Origin of the sequence: Caproicibacter fermentans (genome assembly GCF_014303955.1) — a bacterium.
GTDB classification, from domain to species: Bacteria; Bacillota; Clostridia; order Oscillospirales; family Acutalibacteraceae; genus Caproicibacter; species Caproicibacter fermentans.
Genome location: NZ_CP060286.1, coordinates 255,680 through 273,556 on the forward strand (window position 1 = coordinate 255,680; position 17,877 = coordinate 273,556).

Genomic DNA, 17,877 nt, shown 5'->3' on the forward strand with positions numbered 1-17,877 from the left:
CAGGCCGGGAAAGGAGCATTCATGGCGAAATGGACGGGAGCCGACTTTCATATCGGTGAACTGAAAATACAAGCGCCTGTGGTCCAGGGCGGCATGGGGATCGGAATTTCCATGAGCGGACTCGCTTCCGCGGTTGCGAACGAGGGCGGCATCGGAGTGCTTTCGGCGGCCGGTGTCGGTGTTCTGGGCGGAGGCAGCGGGAAACTCTGCGAGGACCGAGCGGGGCTCCGGGCGGAAATTGCGAAGGCGCGTTCCCTGACAAAGGGCGTTCTGGGCGTCAATATCATGGTTGCGCTGACCAATTTCGAAGAGATGGCGCGCACGGCAATGGAAGAAAAAATCGATGTGATTTTTGCAGGGGCCGGCTTGCCTTTGCGCCTTCCGGCTTTTCGCCCGGAGGGATGCAAAACCAAGCTGGTGCCGATCGTTTCTTCCGCCCGGGCGGCGGACCAGATTGCCAGATGGTGGCTAAAACGCTACCGGTATATTCCGGACGCTTTTGTGGTGGAAGGCCCGAAAGCGGGCGGTCATTTAGGCTTTCATCCGGAGCAGATCGATGATTCGGACTATCGCCTGGAAAAGATCATTCCCAAGGTTGTCGCGGCCGTGCGGCCTTATGAACAGACGGCGGGCCGAAACATTCCGGTCATTGCCGCCGGCGGGATTTTTACCGGCGAGGATATTTACCGCTTTCTGCAGCTTGGCGCGTCCGCGGTGCAGATGGCGACCAGGTTTGTCGTGACCGAGGAATGCGACGCGGACATCCGTTTCAAGCAGGCTTTTGTCGATTGCCGGGACGAGGACATTGAAATTATTAAAAGTCCGGTTGGAATGCCCGGAAGGGCAATTCGCAATGACTTTTTGAAAAGTGCCGCGGAAGGCGGAAAAAAACCGAAAAACTGTCCTTACCACTGCATTACCTCCTGCCGTCAGGAAAAGGGGGCTTATTGCATTACCGCCGCTTTGGTCAACGCGTGCAGGGGAAACCTTGAAAACGGATTTGTGTTTATCGGGGCAAATGGGGGCAGAGTCCGCGAAATTACAACGGTGCACAAGCTGATGGAAGAGCTGGCCTGTCAATACCGGGAAACGGTTGTTCACAATCAGGTCACCTGAATCGAGAAAAATACACTGTTTGCCGAAAAAAGGAGTCTGAAGATGAGAAGAGTAGCCGTAACGGGACTCGGCGTGGTTTCCCCGGTCGGAAACCGTGTGGAGGATTTCTGGAACAGCCTGACGGCCGGAACTTGCGGCGTCGGGTTTATCACGAAATTTGACGCGTCCGATTATAAAGTGAAAATTGCCGCGGAGGTAAAGAACTTTGACCCCCTGTGCTGTATGGAAAAAAGCGATATCCGAAAGACGGACCTGTTTTCGCAGTTTGCTCTTTCCGCGGCGGATCAGGCTATGCAAGACAGCGGTTTGACCGGGGTTGATCCTCGCCGCCTCGGCGTTTATGTAGGCTCCGGAATCGGCGGCATCCACACGATTGTGGAAGAGACGGAAAAGCTTTTAAACAGGGGGCCTTCACGCATTTCCCCGTATTTCATTCCAAAGATGATCGGCAATATGGCGGCGGGAAATATTGCCATCCGCTACAACGCGCAGGGACCGTGCCTCCCTGTTGTTACGGCGTGCGCGACTTCATCCCATACGGTTGGAGAGGCTTTCCGTGCGATTCAATACGGTTACGCGGATGCGATTCTCGCCGGCGGAGCCGAAGCTTCGGTCGTCCCGCTTGCGGTTGCCGGATTCATCAACTGCATGGCCCTTTCCACGAAAAATGATCCGCTCAACAGCTCTATCCCATTCGACAAAAGAAGGGACGGTTTTGTCATCGGCGAAGGGGCGGGAATCCTGGTTCTGGAAGAGTATGAACACGCGGTGTCGCGCGGTGCGAAAATATATGCGGAAATTACCGGCTATGGCAACACCTGCGACGCATACCATCCGACCGCGCCGCATCCGGAGGCGCGGGGCGGCACGGAAGCGATCCATCTTGCCGCGGAAGAATCCGGGATCGGTGAAAAAGATGTTCTCTATATTAACGCACACGGAACCGGGACGCCCCTCAATGACAAGATCGAAACGCTTGCCATTAAAAAGGCGCTTCCGGAGCTTGCGGAAAAGGCTTATGTCAGTTCCACAAAATCGATGACAGGACATATGCTGGGAGCGGCCGGTGCGGTCGAGGCTGTAGCGTCCGTACTGGCCCTTTCCACCGGAACGATTCCGCCGACCATTGGGTATCGTGAGCCCGACCCGGACTGCGATTTGAACTGCGTGCCCAATCAGGCGGTAAAGGCGCGGCCGACTTCCGCACTTTCCGTGTCTCTTGGATTCGGCGGTCATAACGCCTGCCTTGCATTTCGAAAAGGAATGGAGTTGAATCCGTCATGATGGATTTGGAACAGGTTCGCGCACTGGCTCAGATACTGCGAGAAAATGATCTGAGCGTTCTGGAGCTCAGTTGCGGAGAGGACAAAGTCAAATTGGAACGGCAGTCCGCCGTGCCCGCAATTCCTGCCGCGCCAGCAAATTCCGCGGCACAGATTCCGCCCGCGGCGGAATCGGCGGCGACCGGCGCGGCGCAGAATTACCGCGAAATCAAGTCGCCGATGGTCGGCGTGTTTTACGCCGCGCCGTCTCCGGACTCTGAACCCTTTGTAAAAGCGGGCAGCCGTGTAAAAAAAGGCGATGTTCTTTGTGTGATCGAAGCAATGAAGCTGATGAACGAGGTCAACGCCGAGCAGGAAGGAACAATTCAGGAAGTCTGCGTGGAAAACGGTCAGGTCGTCGAGTATGGGCAGACTCTTTTTAAAATCGTGTAAACCGGCGGAAACAGATCGTTCCCGCTGATAAAATAGAGCCGCAAAGGCGGAACGGAGGAGCCTATGAATCGTGAAGAGCTGATGAAAATAATGCCCCACAGGCCGCCGATGCTTCTGATTGACGAAGCGGAAAGGGGTGCGGATGGAAAAGCGCACGGAGTTTATACGGTGCGGGGCGACGAGTGGTTTTTGCGGGGACATTTTCCGGGGATGCCGATCGTCCCCGGAGTGATTCAATGCGAAATGCTGGCGCAGACCTGCTGTGTTTTGATAGGTGACGGGCAAAAGGGCAAAACTCCGATGTTTGTGGGAATTGATAAGGTTCGTTTCCGTGGGAATATTCTACCCGGCGACCGAATTGAAATTGTTTGTGAAATATTGAAAACCAAAGGCCCGTTCTATTTTGCAAAGGGGTCCGGAACTGTGAACGGAAAGCTCTGTGTCAGCGGAGAATTTTCGTTTGCTCTGGTTCAGACGGGGGGCGAATAGGCTTGTTTTCAAAAATATTAATTGCCAACCGCGGGGAAATTGCCGTACGGGTGATACGAGCCTGCCGGGAAATGGGAATCTCGACGGTTGCGGTTTATTCGGAGGCGGACCGGGACGCTTTGCACGTCAGTCTGGCGGATGAATGCTACTGCATCGGTCCGGCAAGAGCGAAGGACAGCTATCTGAACATGAGTGCCGTCTTGTCGGCCGCGGCCGCAAGCGGCGCCCAGGCCATCCATCCCGGGTACGGGCTCTTGTCGGAAAATGCGGAATTTGCCCGTCTTTGCGAACAATGCGGGATTACATTTATCGGCCCTTCCCCCGAAGTCCTATTCAGAATGGGGGATAAGGACGAAGCAAAACGAACGATGAAAGCCGCGTCCGTTCCTGTGATTCCGGGTTCCGGTCTTGTGGAAAATCCGGAAGAGGCGAAACGGACCGCGGCTGAAATCGGGTACCCTCTGCTGATAAAAGCCCGCGCCGGCGGCGGAGGGCGCGGCATCAGACTGATTCAAAAGGAAGAAGAGTTTGACCGCGCGTTTTCCCAAGCGTCCGAGGAAGCCGCGAGCGCATTCGGCGACGGGGGAATGTACCTGGAAAAATACATGACCGGAGTCAAACATGTTGAAATGCAGGTGCTGTGCGATACATTCGGGAATATAATCTGCCTGGGCGAGCGGGACTGCTCCATGCAGAGGAAAAACCAGAAAATACTGGAGGAAAGTCCTTCGCCGGCCGTCTCAGGAAGCCAGAGGGAAAAGCTTTCTCAGCTGTGCGAGCGGGCAATGCGCGCGGTCGGCTACACCGGTGCGGGAACGGTTGAGTTCCTGATGGACCGGGACGGCCGTTTTTATTTTATGGAAATGAACACGCGCCTTCAGGTGGAGCATCCTGTGACAGAGATGGTAACCGGAATTGATCTGGTCAAATGGCAGATCCGCGTTGCCGCCGGCTTGCCTCTGGATTTTACCGCCGAAGAGGCTTCTTTGCGGGGGCATGCGATCGAATGCAGAATCAACGCGGAAAATCCAAAAGAAAATTTCCGGCCGGGCTGCGGCAAAGTTACGCTGCTGCATATTCCGGGAGGACCTTCGGTTCGGTTTGACACGGCTTTGTATCCTGATTACTCCGTACCTCCTTTTTATGATTCTATGATCGGGAAACTGATTGTTCACGCAAAAACACGGGAAGAGGCCATTCGCAAAATGCAGGCAGCCCTTTGCGAATTGGTCATAGAAGGCGTTGACCATAACGGAGAATTCCTGCTGGAACTGCTGCAGGAAGATGCTTTCCAGTCCGGCCGCTACACCACTTCCTATCTTGCCGAGCGGGGGAGCCTATGATACGCAGAGGAATTTTCAAACATCCGAAGAATGATCTGGAGGGAGAAATCAGAAGGGACCGGACTCCGGGCCCTTCTGTTCCGGAAGAGCTTTGTGTGACTTGCCCGACCTGCCGCAAAATGCTGTTTCGAGACGCGCTTGCAGAGAGCAGCTATGTTTGCCCGCACTGCGGCTGGCATTTTCGGATCAGCGCCAGGCGCAGGATTGAAATAACGGCGGATGAAGGTACGTTCCGGGAATTGAACACGAAAATCGTATCACGGAATATTCTGAGCTTTCCTGGATACGACGAAAAGCTGGAACAGGCAAGACGTTCGGAGTCCGGAAAGGATGAAGTGGTTTGCGGAACCTGCCGGATCGGCGGATTTACCAGCTGCGTTTTTGCAATGGAGCCTTCTTTCATGATGGGAAGCATGGGAACCGCGGTCGGGGAGAAAATCACCCGGCTGTTCGAATATGCCGCGGAACATCGTTTGCCCGTTGTTGGCTTTACGGTCTCAGGAGGCGCGCGTATGCAGGAGGGTATCCTTTCTTTAATGCAGATGGCAAAAACAAGCGGCGCGGTTCGGCGGCACAGTGAAGCCGGGCTTCTTTATGTTGCGGTTCTGACCAACCCCACCACGGGCGGCGTGACCGCCAGCTTTGCGATGGAGGCGGATATTATTTTGGCAGAGCCCGGCGCGCTGATCGGCTTTGCGGGACCGCGGGTCATCGAACAGACGATCCGCCAGAAATTGCCGCCGGGCTTTCAGCGGGCGGAGTTTTTGCTGGAAAAGGGTTTTGTAGACCAGATTTCCAACAGAAAAACGCAAAAAAGATTGCTCACAAGACTTCTGGAGTTTCACGCGGGAGGTGCGGACGAATGAACGCCTATGAAAAATTGCTGGCCGCCCGTGCCGACGGCCGCCCGACCGCAAAGAATTATATCGAAAGACTGTTTCAGAATTTCATCGAGCTTCACGGCGATCGCAGATATGGGGACGACAGCGCCGTAATTACGGGGATCGGGACCCTCGGCAGAATTCCGGTCACTGTAATCGGGATTGAAAAAGGACATGGCACCAAGGAAAAGGTCGCGCGGAATTTTGGCTCCGCTCATCCGGAGGGATACCGTAAGGCGCTGCGCCAAATGAAGCTTGCGGAGAAATTCAGACGCCCCGTCATCTGTCTGGTGGATACGTCCGGCGCGTATTGCGGCATTGGAGCGGAAGAGCGCGGGCAGGGTCAGGCGATTGCCGAAAATCTGATGGAGCTCATGGGGCTGAGGGTGCCCGTTGTTTCCATTCTGATCGGGGAAGGCGGCAGCGGGGGAGCGCTGGCGCTGGCGGTTGCCGACGAAGTCTGGATGCTGGAAAACGCCGTTTATTCCGTGATTTCACCGGAGGGCTGCGCCAGCATTCTGTGGAAGAATCCCAAAAGAGTTGGCGATGCGGCGGAATACCTGAAAATTACGGCACAGGACCTTTTGTCCATGAATGTCATCGACAGGATCATTCCGGAAGGAATCGGGTTTACCAAGACCTGCGCCTTTTTAAAGATACAGCTGATCCGAACGCTGAAGCGGAGCCGTGCTCTTACGGAAGAAGAGCTTGTAAGTCAAAGGTATGAAAAATTCCGGAGAATCGGCAGTGACTTTCAATAAAACGGCGGGCCCTCTGCAAGGGGGGGACTCGCCGCTTTAACCTGATCTGCCTTAGAAAAATATGCCGGTTCGGTGTTAATGCAGCCTGCTTACTTTATGGCCGTGAAAAAATCTCCCCAAAAGGCAAACGCCTTTTGGGGAGATTTCAGTTCAGTACCAAAAGTTAGAGCTAAATCAGCTTACTGTTGCATAAGTGAAAAGTTTATCGCCAAGAGAAGTTGTTACAATACCGGAAATATTTGTGTTTTGCAGGTACACATCGGTGTAGAAGTAGATCGGCGCAACCGCTGAATCCTGCATCAAAAGCTTTTCAGCGTCGTGCATCGCCTGCATACGGACCGTTTGGTCTCCGGTGGACTTTGCCTTTGCAATCAAAGCATCATAGTCCTTGTTTGACCAGTGGGGGTCATTATTGCCGGAACCGCTGATGAACGTATCCAGATACGAAATCGGGTCGATATAGTCGGCCAGCCAGCCGTCACGCGCGATGTCGTAGTTGCCTTTTTGGCGGCTGTCGATAAATACGGCCCATTCCTGCGCCGCAAGGGTGCAGTTGATGCCGAGTTCTTCCTTCCACATGTTCTGAAGAGCTTCGGCGACTGCCTTATGGGTGGAGTTAGTGTTGAAGGAGTATTCAAAGGACGGGAAACCCTTGCCGTCCGGATACCCGGCTTCGGAGAGGAGCTGCTTTGCCTTGGCTACGTTTGAATCGTAGTCGTCGTCCTTGACGGAGTAGAACCCGCCGCCGACTGTGCGGAAGTCTTTGGAGGTGTCGGCGTCGCCGATTCCAAGGGAGACAAACGCGTCGGCAGGAGTCTGGCCCTGCTTCGTGATGGTGTTGATAATATAATTACGGTCAATTGCGAGCGACAGCGCTTCGCGGACTTTCTGATTGTTAAACGGTGCTTTCTGGCAGTTAAACGCTACATAGTAAGTGCCAAGCTGGGCCATTGCGTGGTAATCCTTGGTCTGAGCCCATTTGGTCTGCTCGGAAACCGGATACGTGTCGGCAAACTGCAGCGCGCCGCTCTGGTAAGCCGCCTGAATCGCGGAGTCGTCGTCCATCAGCATGAACTTGATATTGTCGATTGTGACGGCGTCCTTATTGTAATAGGTGTCGCTTTTTTCGTCGACAATGCTTTCCTTGTGGTTCCAGGCCGTCATCTTATAGGCACCGTTGCCGATATAAGTTTTCGGGTCCTGAGTCCACTTGTCGTTGCCGTCCACGATGTCTTTGCGCAAAGGGTAGAACATCGGGCGGGAGAGGAGCTGCTCGAAATAAGCGCAGGGTGCGTTCAGTGTGATGACCAGATGAGTGTCGTCAGTCGCCTTGATTCCAAGACTGGTTACGTCCTTGTTCTTGCCGGTGTAAATATCCGTTCCGTTCTTTACCGGGTCAAACATGTAGCTGTACTCGGAAGCGGTTTTCGGGTCGACGCAGCGCTGCCATGCATAGACAAAGTCCTGCGCGGTGACGGTTTTGTCGTCCTGCCATTTAATGTCGTCGCGCAGCGTGACGTTATAGGTCAGTCCGTCGTCGCTCACCTTGATATCCTTCGCCTGTCCGTTGACGATCTTGCCGTCTTTATCCAGCTTGGTCAGACCTTCAAAGCAGTGCTGGATGTAAATGCCGCCATCGACCGCGGTATTCAGATCCGGGTCGATGGAATCCGGTTCCGTACCTACGTGCACCGTCAATGATTTGGATTTTGATGTGGAAGTGGATGCCGTGCCGGACGCCGTCTGCGAGGCCGCACCGGACGAAGCCGACGCACCGCCGCCGCATCCGGTGAAAGCCGTCGCAATCATCGCCGCGGCAAGCACCGAACACAATAACTTTCTTGTCATAAACTTTCCCTCCGTTTTACAATTTGAAATACGCATTTATGCCAAGTCCTGTTGTGAGAAAACAGTCCGCCCTAAGAATAAAACAGTATCATGCCGAAAGGCAAAGTAAGAGAAAATTAAAAAAGAGAAAATTGCTTTTGGCACTGCGGAATCAATCCTTTGCCCATGGCGGATTGTCTGATCGTCTCAAACAAGACTGAATGCCCAATTAAATCTCCTGAATTCTATGGCACGCGGCAAAGTGGCCGGGTTCATACTCCTTCATTTCGGGAACCGCTTCGGCACATTCCGGAACCGCATAGGGGCAACGGGTGCGGAAACGGCAGCCGGTCGGCGGATGAAGCGGACTTGGAATGTCGCCTTCCAGCACAATCCTCTGTTTTTCGCGGCTCGATTTCGGATCCGGAACCGGAATTGCCGAAAGAAGACTTTTTGTATACGGGTGAAGCGGGTTTGAATAGAGAGTCTCACTGTCTGTCAGCTCCACCAATTTGCCCAGGTACATCACGCCGATGCGGTTGCTGATGTGTTTGACAACGGCAAGATCATGCGCGATGAAAAGGTAAGTCAGACCCAACTCTTGCTGAAGATCTTCAAACATATTAATCACCTGCGCCTGAATCGAAACATCCAACGCGGAGATCGGCTCATCGCAGACGATAAATTCAGGGTTCACCGCAAGCGCTCGCGCAATGCCGATCCTCTGGCGCTGACCGCCGGAAAATTCATGAGGATAGCGGTTTGCGTGCTCGCTGTTCAGCCCGACTCGGTTGAGCAGAGCCAGAATTTTTTCCTTGCGCTCCGCTTTTGAAGAAGCAAGATTGTGAATGTCGATTGCCTCGCCGACAATATCGCCGACCGTCATGCGGGCATCCAGAGAAGCATAGGGATCCTGAAACACAATCTGCATCTTTCTGCGGTACGGCTTGAAATCAACGTGCGTTACATCGACACCGTCGTAAATGATTTTTCCGTCGGTAGGCTCATAAAGCCTTAAAATCGTACGTCCTGTCGTTGTTTTGCCGCATCCGCTTTCACCAACCAGGCCTAATGTTTCGCCGCGGTTGATAAAAAAGCTGACGTCGTCGACCGCCTGTACATAGCCTTTGCTGAAAGTGCCTGTTTTAACAGGAAAGTATTGTTTCAAATTTTGGATTTCCAGCAATTTATCACTCATCGCCGTTTGCTCCTTCCTGTTTTTCCAGCAGCGCTTTCTGATTCAGCCAGCAGGCGCTTTTATGGGTTTCAGAATGCTGTATGAATTCCGGCATTTGTCTGAGACAGATCTTCATGCAGGATTCGCAGCGTGGGGCGAACGGACATCCCGCTGGAGGATTGAGCAAATCAACCGGCGTTCCCTCGATGGGAATCAACCGTTCGTGAGTCGTCTCGTTAATCTTTGGAATAGAGCGGAGCAGGCCGTTGGTATAGCAGTGCTTCGGCTCATAAAAAATTTCGTCTGTGGTTCCAATTTCTACGATTTTCCCGGCGTACATGACCGCAATTCGGTCGCATACATCGGAAACGACGCCGAGGTCGTGCGTAATCAGCATAACGGACATTCCGATTTTCTTTTTCAGGTCGACCATCAATTCCATAATCTGAGCCTGAATGGTTACGTCCAACGCTGTGGTTGGTTCATCGGCGATCAGCAGCTTTGGCTCGCAGGCCAGCGCCATGGCAATCATGACGCGCTGACGCATGCCGCCGGAAAATTCATGAGGATATTGCTTCAGCCGTTTTTCAGGCTCGTTGACGCCGACCAGATTCAGCAGTTCAATCGCCCGTTGGCGGCGTTGCGCCCGGTTTTTACTGGTGTGCAGCCGAAGCATTTCTTCCAGCTGATTCCCGATGGTAAAAACGGGATTCAGAGAAGTCATCGGGTCCTGAAAGATCAGGCTGACTTCTTTTCCGCGGATTTTGCGAAATTCCTTTTCGGGGAGCTTTTCAATCTGATGACCGTTAAAGTTTACGCTGCCGCCGACAATTCTGCCCGGGCGGTCGACCAGACCCGTCAGAGTGTAGGCGGAAACGCTTTTACCGCTTCCGGATTCACCGACAATGCCCAAAACCTCGCCGTAATCCATCGTATAGGTTACCCCGTTTACCGCTTTGACTTCACCGGCAGGGGTGAAAAAAGATACTTTTAGATCATTAATATCAAGCAAATGTTCTTGTTTCATCATTTATTCTCCTTCAGTTTTGGATCAAACGCATCCCTCAGGCCGTCGCCGAACAGATTGAAGGAGAGGATAACCAAACTGATGGCAACCGCCGGCGCCACAAGCAGGTACGTGTACGATTCCATGCCGCCGATGGCATCGGAAGCGAGGGAACCAAGGCTTGCCATGGGGTTCATAACGCCGAGTCCAAGGAAGCTTAGGAATGCCTCCGTAAAAATCGCCCTTGGAATTTCCAGTGTCGCGGTAACAATCAGAACGCTGATACAGTTTGGAATCAAATGCTTAATAATGATTCGGCTGTTAGAGGCGCCAAGCGCGTGAGCGGCTGTTACGAACTCCTGCTCTTTCAGAGCCATGATTTGCCCGCGGATGATTCTTGCCATGTTGGTCCAGTACAACAGACTGAATGTCAAAAAGATACTGACCATCGGCACACCCATTGCCTGAAGCCAGCCAAGCGACGGATGAGCGTCGAACAAATTGGTCAGCGGTGCTTTCAGCGTAACCTGAAGAAGGATAATCGTCAGCATATCCGGAATCGAATAGATCACGTCGACGATTCTCATCATCACCAGATCGACCACGCCGCCGAAAAAGCCGGAAATTGCGCCATAGACAGTCCCGATCAGTAAAACCAGCATGCTGGCGATGATTCCGACCAGCAGCGAAATCTTAGTGCCCATCATCAGCCGGATCACCATATCGCGGCCGTGCATATCCGTACCCAGAAAATGCGGGAAAACGCTTTGCCCCGCCGAAATGGCTTTCAGCTCTTTCGCGGAATACTGCATGGGGTGCAAAAATTCACTTCCGCGAATTTGCTGGTCGTAAGCGTAAGGATAAAACGAGGGAGCGACAAAAGCGAAAAGAATCGCGATAATAATCACAACGAAAGCAGCCATTGCCACCTTATTATGTGTCAGCCTGCGCCAAGCATCCTTCCAAAATGTCGTGCTCTCTCTCATAATAATCAGTTGCTGTTTTTCCTCATCCGCCGCAGGAAGAAAATCCTCCGCGTTCAAATGAAGGGAAAACGGGTTTTTAAAAGCTTCCATTTCCATGTCCTCCCTTTACTGAAGTGTAATGCGCGGATCAATCAGCTTGTAACTAAGATCGACCACTAAGTTCATCAGGACAATGAGGACGGCAAGGAAAATGGTCGTGCTCATTACCAACGGATAATCGCGGGCAGTGATGCACTGAATAAATTCACGCCCAAGTCCGGGAATATTAAATACGGTTTCCACGACGAAACTGCCTGTTACTGTATAAGCGATCATTGGGCCGAGGTAGGTAATAACCGGAAGCACTGCGTTGCGCAGGGCATGCTTGAACAGCAGAAGGGACTTTCCGACGCCCTTTGATTTTGCCGTACGGATATAGTCCTGATCCAGAGCGTCCAGCATGCCGGAACGCATCAGCCTTGTAATATATGACATCGGATAAAACGCAAGGGTGGCACACGGCATGATAAAGGCCGTGACAGAATGCAGGCCCATGGTCGGCAGCCAGCGAAGCTTTACCCCGAAAACCAGCATTAGAAAAGCAGCCATGACAAAACTTGGAACCGCGATTCCAAGCGTTGAGACTACCATAAGCAGCCGATCCCAGAACCTGCCTCTGTTAAGCGCCGAAACAGAGCCCATAAAGACCCCCAAGATGACCGCGACCAAAATGGAAATGCCGCCGAGCTTGGCGGAAATTGGAAAAGCTGTAAAGATAATATCATCTGCGGAACGGCCCTTTTGTTTTAACGAGTCGCCTAAATCGCCCGTAATCAGTTTTCCCATGTAATTCAGATACTGCTGGGGAAGAGGCTTGTCAAGTCCGTATTTTACATTCAGCGCCTTTACGGTTTCCGGCGGAATGTTCTTTTCACTCAGAAATGGCCCGCCAGGTATCAAATTCATTAAAGTAAATGTGATAATAGATATGAAAAAAATTGTCAGTAAGGCATAACCGATTCGTTTAATGGCATATGCTCCCAAAATATATCCCCCTTTTTTCCTTTTATTTATTAGAAACGGCAGGTACATTCTTCGCTGAATGTGCCCGCCGCTTTAATAAATCTTCATGGCTAGAATATTACGGTAATTAATAAATATTCATTGCTAGAATTTTTATAAAAACGCACCGAAAATGCCCAATGCGTGAATTTTCCGAGCATTTCGAATGCATGATGTGCATTATGTAACGGCAAACCGTTCCAAATGTATGAGAACTGGCCTATCGAGTCGCAATAGGCAAGGCATCAAATTTTAACTTCAATACTTAATGTATGGAATTGCTTGGCTGCTGAAAACCCATACTGTTGTCCTCTTTTTTGAGAGGGTATCCTTCTCCCGGTCTCTTGACCACTCCCCATGTTTCATTAAGTAATTTGTTTCTTTGAAGCTTACCGGATTTGCATCATGAAAGATTAAAAATGCCTAATGCTAAAAGTATTTATGAATTTAAATAAAAGTATAGTTTAACATCCTTTGATTGTCAAGGACGAATTTAAGCCAAAAACCGTCTTCATTTTGTCCCATTCTGAATAATTCCAGCAAGAATGAAATAATATTCACTAACCGATGGAAGATTTAAACAGTTATTTTTGAAACCGCTAAAATTCTTTTTTTCTGTAAATAGTAAAGGCTGTGCCTTTGCAAATAAATGGACGCTTATTTGCGCTTAACTTCAGAAAAAGCTGCATATGACAAAATATGCCAAAAAATCTGAATATAACAATAAGTATTTATTGAATTTGCAATGCATAAACTTTAATAAAAATTAAATTGACAGAAAACTTGGAAAAAGATATAATAAATTGAAAACGGGGGGAACTCACTCTGAGTTGAGAAGGTAAAACCTGACCCTTTGAACCTGTCGGTTAACACCGGAGTAGGGAACGTGAAATTGTTTGATCGGCGTTCGCCTCTTTTGGCGGGCGCCTTTTTAATTGAATATCGCGGGGGGACTCATATAGAGTTGAGAAGGTAAAACCTGACCCTTTGAACCTGTCAGTTAACGCTGTTGTAGGGAGCAAAGAGAAAATAACCCGCCGGTTTCGGTGGGCTATTTTTGTTTGACGGAAACCCGTTTTTGAATCCAAAACCCCAAATTTAAGATACGATTAAGAAAAGGAGGAAACCAAATGAAAAATCTTCTGACGATAGCGGGCTCCGATTGCAGCGGCGGAGCCGGAATTCAGGCGGATCTGAAAACCTTTGCCGCGCACGGCACGTTTGGCATGAGCGTGATTGTGTCCATCGTCGCGGAAAATACGGAGCGTGTGATTTCGATCTGCGACATGGCACCGTCCACGGTTGCAGACCAGATTGACGCAGTATTTGAGGATATTGCGGTTGACGGCGTAAAAATCGGGATGCTTTCCGGCACGGAGCTGATGCGTATTGTTGCGCGGAAGCTGAAGCAATACCGGCCTCGCGGGGGTGGTCGTCGACCCCGTGATGCTGGCAAAAGGAGGCTGTGCCCTGATGCAGCCGGAGGCGCTCCGGACCCTGAAAGAGGAGATCCTTCCTCTGGCCTGCGTTTTGACGCCGAACATACCGGAAGCGGAGGCCATTACCGGAAGGAATATCATTACGCCGGAGGATCGCCGTGCTGCCGCAAAGCTGATGTTCCAAATGGGCGCGGAAAATATCCTGCTGAAGGGGGGGCATCTTTCCGGTGAAGCGGAGGACCTGCTGTTTGACGGCGGCCGGTTTTACACCTTTACACACAAAAGGATCGAAACAAAAAACACGCACGGCACGGGATGCACGCTGTCCTCCGCCATTGCGGCTAATCTGGCGCTGGGCCTAAGCGTACCGGAAGCGGTCCGCGAGGCGAAGGAATATGTGACCGGGGCGATCGAGCATGCGCTGCCGATCGGAAAAGGCCACGGACCGACCAATCATTTTTACTTCATGAAAGGGATCAGAGGATGAAAAATTACAAAACACAGATGGAAGCAGCTAAAAAAGGAATTATAACGGAAGAATTAAAAAGGGTCGCCGAAAAAGAGAGGATGGAACCGGAAAAGCTTCTGACAAAGGTCGCTTCGGGACGCGCCGTGATTCCGGCGAATATCGGCCATATGGCGCTTTCCCCGGAAGGAGTCGGGGAGGGGCTTTCCACAAAAATCAACGTGAACCTCGGGGTATCGGGCGACTGCAAAAATTACGCAGTTGAATTGCAAAAAGCGGAGCTTGCGGCCCGGTTCGGCGCTCAGGCGATCATGGACTTGAGCAATTACGGAAAGACCCGGGAATTCCGCCGGAAGCTGATTGCAGAGTCCCCGGCGATGATCGGCACGGTTCCCGTTTACGACGCGGTCGGATATCTTGAAAAGGACCTGCTGGAAATCACCGCTCAGGATTTTTTGAAAGTGGTTGAGGCTCACGCAAAGGAGGGTGTGGATTTCATGACGATCCATGCCGGCATCAACAGGCGGGCGGTTGAATCGTTCCGCAGGCAGGGGCGAAAAATGAATATTGTTTCCCGGGGCGGTTCGCTGCTTTTCGCGTGGATGGAAATGACGGGAAATGAAAATCCGTTTTTTGAATATTACGACGAGGTCCTTGACATCCTGCGCGAATACGATGTGACGATCTCACTCGGCGACGCGTTAAGGCCGGGCTGCCTGGATGACAGCACCGACGCCGGGCAGATCGCTGAGCTGATTGAAATCGGCCATTTGACCGAGCGCGCCTGGAAAAAGGACGTGCAGGTGTTGGTGGAAGGTCCGGGCCACATGGCAATGAACGAGATCGCCGCCAACATGGCGCTGGAAAAACGCCTGTGCCACGGTGCGCCGTTTTATGTCCTGGGGCCGTTGGTAACGGATATCGCGCCCGGCTACGACCACATTACGGCGGCGATCGGGGGGGCGATCGCCGCCTGCGCGGGTGCTGATTTTCTCTGTTATGTAACTCCGGCGGAACACCTGCGCCTGCCGGATCTGGACGATGTGAAAGAGGGAATCGTCGCAAGCCTGATCGCGGCGCACGCCGCGGACGTTGCAAAGGGAATCCCCAACGCACGGGAGCGCGACAGTCAAATGGCGATGGCGCGTAAGAATATGGACTGGGATGAGATTTTCCGTATTGCAATCGACGGCGAGAAAGCGAAGCGGTATTTTGAAAGCACACCGCCCGCTGATCGTCATACCTGCTCCATGTGCGGAAAAATGTGCGCCGTACGGACCACTAATCTAATTCTTGATGGGCAGAAAGTGGAATTTTGTTCCGAAAAATAAAATAGAGGAAGGTCTATGGAAACGCTCGCGGAAATCCGGCGCGCCGTGATCATTCCGATCGTGGCAATCGGGGGAATCGGCCCTCAGAACGCCGCGCGGTTTTGCGGCACGGGAGTCGACGGCCTCGCGGTGGTTTCGGCTATTCTTGCTGAGCCGGATATCACCTCGGCTGCTCGGGAACTTCGCACGATTTTTCGTCGCGTATAATCCTTACTCTGAAAAAGTGGAGCCGTCCGAAAATGAATGCCCCGGTTTCTTGGGGCAATTCATTACGGACGGCTCTGTTTGTTATGCTTTTTTCAGATGCTCAGTATAGATTGTTACCGCGTCCTTCAGAAATTTTGTAAGGCCCGGCTGCAGCCGGTCATAATATGCGGTAAACCGCGGATCCTCCACATACATTTGAACCAGGCCGGCGTGGGCTTCGGGGGTATAATGATTCCAGGTGTAGGAAAGCCACCTCCGATGCAGATCGGCCGCATGCTGAGCGGTTTCTCCCGCCGGGTCGCCGGACTGAAAGGCTTTCAGCAAAGCACGGTTCAGCTCCTGCTCCAGCGCCTGAAACCGAACGTATTGTTCCTGCGTCATACCCAGCATTTTGCGGTTGCTTTGGTCAACGGCCTCATCTCCGTATTTTTCCCGGATCTCCTTGCCGTAACGCTGCTCGTTCTGCTTGACCAGCTCCGTTTTAAAGCCTTCAAATTTCTCTTTGTCTGCCATGAATATTTCTCCTTTCTCAAAGGCAAGCGTTTTTTCGACGTTGTGAATTAAAAGATTTAGACGGGCCCGCTGTTGAAGGAGAAGTTCGTGGTGCCGGCGAAGCGCCTCGGCGGCGTTGAATCCGGGCGAATCGAGGATCCTTCCGATTTCGTCAAGACTGACGCCGAGTTCCCGGTAAAACAGAATCTGCTGCAGGCGCCTTACCTGTGAATCACCGTAGATTCGGTAACCGGAAGAGCTCAGTCTTTCCGGTTTCAACAGGCCGATTTCATCGTAATATCTTAAAGTGCGTGTGCTGATGCCGGATAGGCCTGCAAATTTTTGTATGCTGTATTCCATTCAGCTCTTCTCCTTTCAAAGAAATCTTACAGCTTTACGCGGCGGTAATGTCAATACCTTATTCAAAAAAAATTTTTAAGATAATTTTCCAGTATGAGCATTGCCGGTATTGTCAAATGGGACAGATTCTAGTATAGTATGAGCAGCCGGATTTTTCCGGCGCTTTTTAGTCCATTTTTACCGCGCGGGCAGAAGTGCCGGCGCGTATTTTAAATTAAGAAGACTGTTTGGAAAGGGACAAAAATGAAAGTGTTGGTGCTCACCTCCCAAAAGCGGATTGAAAAATACACGGATTTTTCAAAAATTCCAAACAACTGGGAGCTGCTATATCTTGACAGCGTCTATCGGGAGGAAGAGGCTCTTCGGATTGGAAAGACCGCGGATTTTATCATCGTTGATGCCGTCAGCCCCGTTTCCCGCAATCTGATTGAGAATATGCCGAATCTGCGGGTGATTCACTCGGAGGGAGTCGGCTTTAACGGGATCGACACGCAGGCTGCAAGGGAAGCCGGTGTTTACGTCTGCAATAATGCTTCTCTGAACAGCGGAGCGGTAGCGGAACAGGCCATTTTACTGATGCTTGCTCTTCTTCGCCGGCTTCGGGAGGGGGACAGCCTGGTAAGGCAGGGTAAACAGGGGCAGGCGAAAATTTCCTTTATTCTTAACGGAATACCGGAACTCGCATCCTGCCATGTTGGAATTGTCGGTTTTGGCAGTATCGGCAGAGCGACCGCCAAACGTCTTGCGGCTTTTGGTTCGAAAGTAAGCTATTTCAGCAGGCGCCGTCTGAGCGAGCAAGAGGAAAATGATTTTGGCGCTGAGTATCTTCCGCTGGACGAGCTGGCAGCTTCCTGCGACATTATCAGCCTCCATTTGCCGGTAACGCCGGATACGATTGGATTTGTAGACGGCGATTTTTTGAAGAAGATGAAGCCCTCCGCGTTTCTGATTAACACGGCCAGAGGAGAAATTGTTGATCAGAACGCATTGGCGCAGGCGTTGGAAGACGGAAGTATTGCCGGAGCCGGACTCGACACGCTTGATCCGGAACCCGCAACTCTCGAAAATCCGCTGCTGAATCTGAGCGACAGCTGTCGGTACCGGGTTTTGTTTTCCCCGCATATCGGCGGCACGACGGACGGTGTTTTCTACAGGCTGCACCGGAATATCTGGAATAATCTGTTTCTGGCGGCACAGGGAAAAAGACCGAATAATATTGTTAACGGAATATAACGCTTAA

General features: G+C 51.8%; 16 protein-coding genes, 1 pseudogene and 1 riboswitch. Of the genes and pseudogenes, 11 read left to right on the top strand and 6 right to left on the bottom strand.

Annotation, left to right across the window (positions count from 1 at the left end; translation table 11 throughout):
* The first annotated feature begins 21 nt into the window (after positions 1–21).
* The 7 genes from HCR03_RS01285 (at position 22) to HCR03_RS01315 (ending at position 6,305) form a co-directional block, all read left to right on the top strand.
* The gene (locus HCR03_RS01285; RefSeq protein WP_066644389.1) at positions 22–1,116 is read left to right on the top strand and encodes an NAD(P)H-dependent flavin oxidoreductase; all 1,095 of its coding nucleotides are present in this window, start codon (positions 22–24) and stop codon (positions 1,114–1,116) included.
* 42 nt (positions 1,117–1,158) lie between these two features.
* Positions 1,159–2,400: a beta-ketoacyl-ACP synthase II gene (gene fabF, locus HCR03_RS01290; protein ID WP_187036330.1), complete on the top strand. Its 1,242-nt coding sequence runs from the start codon at positions 1,159–1,161 to the stop codon at positions 2,398–2,400.
* Positions 2,397–2,831, top strand: a complete 435-nt coding sequence (gene accB, locus HCR03_RS01295) for an acetyl-CoA carboxylase biotin carboxyl carrier protein (RefSeq protein WP_207645026.1) — start codon at positions 2,397–2,399, stop codon at positions 2,829–2,831. The genes fabF and accB overlap by 4 nt, the downstream gene beginning before the upstream one ends.
* A 63-nt stretch (positions 2,832–2,894) precedes the next feature.
* The gene (locus HCR03_RS01300; RefSeq protein ID WP_187036332.1) at positions 2,895–3,320 is read left to right on the top strand and encodes a 3-hydroxyacyl-ACP dehydratase FabZ family protein; all 426 of its coding nucleotides are present in this window, start codon (positions 2,895–2,897) and stop codon (positions 3,318–3,320) included.
* Positions 3,321–3,322: 2 nt separating this feature from the next.
* On the top strand, positions 3,323–4,663 hold the full coding sequence (gene accC, locus HCR03_RS01305; RefSeq protein WP_066644397.1) for an acetyl-CoA carboxylase biotin carboxylase subunit: 1,341 nt from the start codon (positions 3,323–3,325) through the stop codon (positions 4,661–4,663).
* Entirely contained in the window at positions 4,660–5,529 is an 870-nt protein-coding gene (accD, locus tag HCR03_RS01310; RefSeq protein WP_066644399.1) for an acetyl-CoA carboxylase, carboxyltransferase subunit beta, read from the top strand. Before accC ends, accD begins: the two co-directional genes overlap by 4 nt.
* Complete coding sequence (locus tag HCR03_RS01315) at positions 5,481–6,305, top strand: acetyl-CoA carboxylase carboxyltransferase subunit alpha (RefSeq protein WP_139104041.1); 825 nt, start codon at positions 5,481–5,483, stop codon at positions 6,303–6,305. The genes accD and HCR03_RS01315 overlap by 49 nt, the downstream gene beginning before the upstream one ends.
* Positions 6,306–6,479: 174 nt before the next feature.
* Here the strand turns inward: HCR03_RS01315 and HCR03_RS01320 are convergent, their stop codons facing one another.
* From HCR03_RS01320 to HCR03_RS01340, 5 genes are all read right to left on the bottom strand, one after another.
* Positions 6,480–8,153: a peptide ABC transporter substrate-binding protein gene (locus HCR03_RS01320; RefSeq protein WP_187036334.1), complete on the bottom strand. Its 1,674-nt coding sequence runs from the start codon at positions 8,151–8,153 to the stop codon at positions 6,480–6,482.
* A 208-nt stretch (positions 8,154–8,361) separates the two neighbouring features.
* A complete protein-coding gene (locus tag HCR03_RS01325; protein ID WP_187036336.1) occupies positions 8,362–9,330 on the bottom strand; it encodes an ABC transporter ATP-binding protein in 969 nt (322 codons plus the stop codon).
* The gene (locus HCR03_RS01330; protein ID WP_156990685.1) at positions 9,323–10,339 is read right to left on the bottom strand and encodes an ABC transporter ATP-binding protein; all 1,017 of its coding nucleotides are present in this window, start codon (positions 10,337–10,339) and stop codon (positions 9,323–9,325) included. The genes HCR03_RS01325 and HCR03_RS01330 overlap by 8 nt, the downstream gene beginning before the upstream one ends.
* Positions 10,336–11,391, bottom strand: a complete 1,056-nt coding sequence (locus HCR03_RS01335) for an ABC transporter permease (RefSeq protein ID WP_066644411.1) — start codon at positions 11,389–11,391, stop codon at positions 10,336–10,338. Before HCR03_RS01335 ends, HCR03_RS01330 begins: the two co-directional genes overlap by 4 nt.
* 15 nt (positions 11,392–11,406) lie before the next feature.
* Positions 11,407–12,324 carry an ABC transporter permease gene (locus tag HCR03_RS01340; RefSeq protein ID WP_166525116.1) on the bottom strand — a complete coding sequence of 306 codons (918 nt, stop codon included), beginning with the start codon at positions 12,322–12,324 and terminating at the stop codon, positions 11,407–11,409.
* A gap of 820 nt (positions 12,325–13,144) precedes the next feature.
* Positions 13,145–13,244: riboswitch (TPP riboswitch) on the top strand.
* A gap of 228 nt (positions 13,245–13,472) precedes the next feature.
* Here HCR03_RS01340 and thiD point away from each other — a divergent pair.
* The 3 genes and pseudogenes from thiD to HCR03_RS01355 all read left to right on the top strand — a co-directional run bounded on the left by thiD (position 13,473) and on the right by HCR03_RS01355 (position 15,785).
* Positions 13,473–14,268, top strand: a pseudogene (thiD, locus tag HCR03_RS01345) (bifunctional hydroxymethylpyrimidine kinase/phosphomethylpyrimidine kinase).
* Entirely contained in the window at positions 14,265–15,578 is a 1,314-nt protein-coding gene (gene thiC / locus HCR03_RS01350; protein WP_187036338.1) for a phosphomethylpyrimidine synthase ThiC, read from the top strand. The pseudogene thiD and the gene thiC overlap by 4 nt, the downstream one beginning before the upstream one ends.
* A 15-nt stretch (positions 15,579–15,593) precedes the next feature.
* Positions 15,594–15,785, top strand: coding sequence for a thiamine phosphate synthase (locus HCR03_RS01355; protein ID WP_066644420.1), 192 nt, complete (start codon positions 15,594–15,596; stop codon positions 15,783–15,785).
* A gap of 81 nt (positions 15,786–15,866) precedes the next feature.
* Here the strand turns inward: HCR03_RS01355 and HCR03_RS01360 are convergent, their stop codons facing one another.
* Entirely contained in the window at positions 15,867–16,637 is a 771-nt protein-coding gene (locus HCR03_RS01360; protein ID WP_187036340.1) for a MerR family transcriptional regulator, read from the bottom strand.
* A gap of 243 nt (positions 16,638–16,880) precedes the next feature.
* On the opposite strand from HCR03_RS01360, the gene HCR03_RS01365 reads away from it, so the two are divergent.
* Positions 16,881–17,870 (top strand): 2-hydroxyacid dehydrogenase, encoded by a 990-nt coding sequence (locus tag HCR03_RS01365; protein ID WP_187036342.1) that lies wholly within the window; start codon positions 16,881–16,883, stop codon positions 17,868–17,870.
* Positions 17,871–17,877 lie beyond the last annotated feature (7 nt).